3 protein-coding genes are annotated in these 3206 nt (G+C 55.1%); 2 read left to right on the top strand and 1 reads right to left on the bottom strand.

Going from position 1 to position 3206, the window contains the following annotated elements; all coding sequences use genetic code 11:
- Nucleotides 1–1734: DNA mismatch repair protein MutS (gene mutS / locus ACTHUE_RS13890; protein WP_440423760.1), on the top strand; the 1734-nt coding region annotated here is incomplete at its 5' end.
- A gap of 37 nt (nucleotides 1735–1771) precedes the next feature.
- Nucleotides 1772–2623 carry a DUF5672 family protein gene (locus ACTHUE_RS13885; RefSeq protein ID WP_314460632.1) on the top strand — a complete coding sequence of 284 codons (852 nt, stop codon included), beginning with the start codon at nucleotides 1772–1774 and terminating at the stop codon, nucleotides 2621–2623.
- Nucleotides 2624–2667: 44 nt separating this feature from the next.
- Here ACTHUE_RS13885 and ACTHUE_RS13880 read toward each other — a convergent pair.
- Nucleotides 2668–3206 (bottom strand): DUF4198 domain-containing protein (locus ACTHUE_RS13880; RefSeq protein ID WP_440423758.1); only part of this gene is annotated, 539 nt, incomplete at its 5' end.

Genomic DNA, 3206 nt, shown 5'->3' with positions numbered 1-3206 from the left:
ACCCTGTTTTCCATACTCGACGGCTGCGCCACCCACATGGGCAGCCGCCTCTTGGCACTCTGGCTGCACCACCCCTTACGCAGCCGAGCCCACATCTGCGCCCGCCAAGAAGCCGTTGCCGCGTTAGGTTCGCAATACGAAACCCTGCAAGGCCGTCTGAAAAACATCGCAGACATCGAACGCATCGCCGCCCGCATCGCCGTCGGCAACGCCCGCCCGCGCGACCTCGCCGCCCTGCGCGACAGCCTGTTTGCCCTGAATGAAATCGAACTGTCCGCCGAGGGCAGCAGTCTCTTAGAAACCCTCAAAGCCGTTTTCCCCGAAACCTTGCCCGTCGCCGAAGCCCTCAAAGCCGCCGTGATGCCCGAACCCGCCGTCTGGCTCAAAGACGGTGGCGTCATCAACCAAGGCTATTCGGCAGAACTCGACGAGTTGCGCCACATCCAAAACCACGGCGACGAATTCCTGCTCGACCTCGAAGCGCGCGAACGCGAACGCACCGGTCTCTCCACCCTCAAAGTCGAGTTCAACCGCGTCCACGGCTTCTACATCGAGCTATCCAAGGTCCAGGCCGAACAAGCCCCTGCCGACTACCAACGCCGCCAGACCCTCAAAAACGCCGAACGCTTCATCACCCCCGAACTCAAAACCTTCGAAGACAAAGTTCTGACCGCGCAAGAGCAAGCATTGGCATTGGAAAAACGCCTGTTTGAAGCCTTACTGAAAGAAGTTCAGACGGCCTTGCCGCAGCTTCAAAAAGCCGCCAAAGCCGCTGCTGCCCTCGACGTACTTTCTACGTTTGCCGCGATTGCCGCCGAACGCGGCTTCGTCTGCCCCGAGTTCGCCGACTACCCCGTCATCCATATCGAAAACGGCCGCCATCCCGTCGTCGAGCAACAAGTGCGCCACTTCACCGCCAACCACACCCGCCTCGACCACAAACACCGCCTCATGCTCCTGACCGGCCCCAACATGGGCGGCAAATCCACCTACATGCGTCAAGTCGCCCACATCGTCCTCATGGCGCACACCGGCAGCTTCGTGCCTGCCGATTCAGCCCAAATCGGACCCATCGACCAAATCTTCACCCGCATCGGTGCATCCGACGACCTAGCTTCCAACCGCTCCACCTTCATGGTCGAAATGAGCGAAACCGCCTACATCCTCCACCACGCCACCGACCAATCCCTCGTCCTCATGGACGAAGTCGGTCGCGGCACGTCGACTTTTGACGGCCTCGCCCTCGCGCACGCCATCGCCGAACACCTGCTGCAAAAAAACAAATCCTTCAGCCTATTCGCCACCCACTATTTCGAGCTGACCCGCCTGCCCGAAGCCTACGCAACGGCAGTCAATATGCACCTTTCCGCGCTCGAACAAGGACAAGACATCGTCTTCCTCCACCACATCGAGCCCGGCCCCGCCAGCAAAAGCTACGGCATCGCCGTCGCCAAACTCGCCGGCCTGCCCAACCGCGCCCTCAAAGCCGCCCAAAAACATCTGGACGAACTTGAAGCCCAAGCCGCCGCCAACCGTCCGCAGTTGGACATTTTCAGCGCCATGCCGTCTGAAAATAGAGTGGGTGAGGAAGAACAGGAAATTGAACCGGTTTGCCATGCCCAGACCGATGAGTTGGCCGAAGCGTTGGCGCAAATCCAGCCCGACAACCTTACGCCGCGCGAAGCCTTGGATGCCTTGTACCGTTTGAAAGATATCTGCAACAAGGTGTCGTAAACAACACAAAGGCCGTCTGAAACAGGAGAAACATATAATGAGTTTTGCTGACATTACCGTGGTGGGTATTACCGGCGCAGATTCTTATACCGAGGGCACGATGTACGCCGTTGCCCGTAGCTGCGCCGAATTGCCCGGAAGCCGTGGATTGCTGATCAGCCCGAGCCGTCCGCAAGGTTTGCCGGAGAATATCCTGCATCAGCCTTGCCGGCCATTCGGTTATCTGGAATACAATCTGTTTGTTTTGTACCAACTGATGTATTACATCGAAACCGATTATTGTTTGATTGTTCAGAATGACGGCTGGGTGTTGAATGGTCAAAACTGGCAGGATGCCTATCGGGAATATGACTACATCGGCGCACCTTTGCCGATTTTGTTGGAAACAGAAGCCGACGGGCAGTTTTTCCTGAAGGGGACCGACCAATATTTGGCCAAACAGCATCTGATTCAGACTTCCCCGAATTTGGACGAGCCGCAGAACGGCGGTTTCAGCCTGCGCAGCAAGCGGCTTTTAACCATGCCTCGGCAACTGGGCCTAAATGTAGAAATCCGGCCGCCTTTGCCGCCGAAAGACGGAAAAATGGCCGGTATGGAATGGCTGGTGCGGCTGCACCACGAGGATATGTTTTTGACGGCGCAACACCGTTATAGATTGCAGGACTTGGGTCTGAAATTCGCGCCTCCGAATATTGCTACACAATTTTCTTCAGAAGTACCGTTTATCAATCGAATGAGGAATGTCCCTTTAGAGCACGTCTTTGGGGCGCACTGGATGGGCAATGTAGTCTTGACTGGCTGCAACCGTGTCCGTTTTGCCCAATTAAATGGTGATGAGTTGGAAACATTATCCCGTTTTTTTAGAAATTTGGGTTATGAATTAGAATAAATGAAGGCCGTCTGAAAGTTCAGACGGCCTTTTTTTAATGGTTGTTAATGTTGATGATGGTGGGCATGGCGTGCAGCCGCGCGTTTGGTACCGACAGGCACAATCAGCGTTGCGTAAGTATTGTCTTTCTGACATACGCTTTTATCGCTGTAATCGGTCTCGTTCACCACTTTGATTTTCCACAAACCGTCAATCAGAGTAATCACATTGACCACGCCGTTTTTATCGGTTTTGCCGGAAAAGCCTTGAGGTTCGCGGTGGTCATGGGTTGATTCCAAGTCCATTTCCGCCAAAGTGTCCGAGCTGGCGGTAACAGTGGCTTTAACCAAAGGCTCGCCTTTGTACAGGACTTTGACCGGCAAAATACCGCCGGCTTTGACTGCGTTCGGATTTTTCAGCGGAACCAGTTCCAGCTCTTGGCCGATAGGGCGGGTCAATACCGCTTCATCAACTGCACCGTTGCCCACTTGGACAAAGCTCTTGCCGAACATTTGCGATTGTTCGCAATAGGTGGCACCGGCCAGCTGTTTCAAGGTTTGCTGTTTCCAGCCGTCTTGGTTTTTCGACCAGAAAGTCGGTTGGT

The organism is Neisseria sp. P0021.S005 (assembly GCF_051956955.1).
This window is presented reverse-complemented; position numbering and strand designations above follow the sequence as displayed.

Coding starts and splice junctions, on each gene's coding strand:
- ACTHUE_RS13885 (WP_314460632.1), top strand. CDS start 1,772: ATGAGTTTTGCTGACATTACCGTGGTGGGTATTACCGGCGCAGATTCT.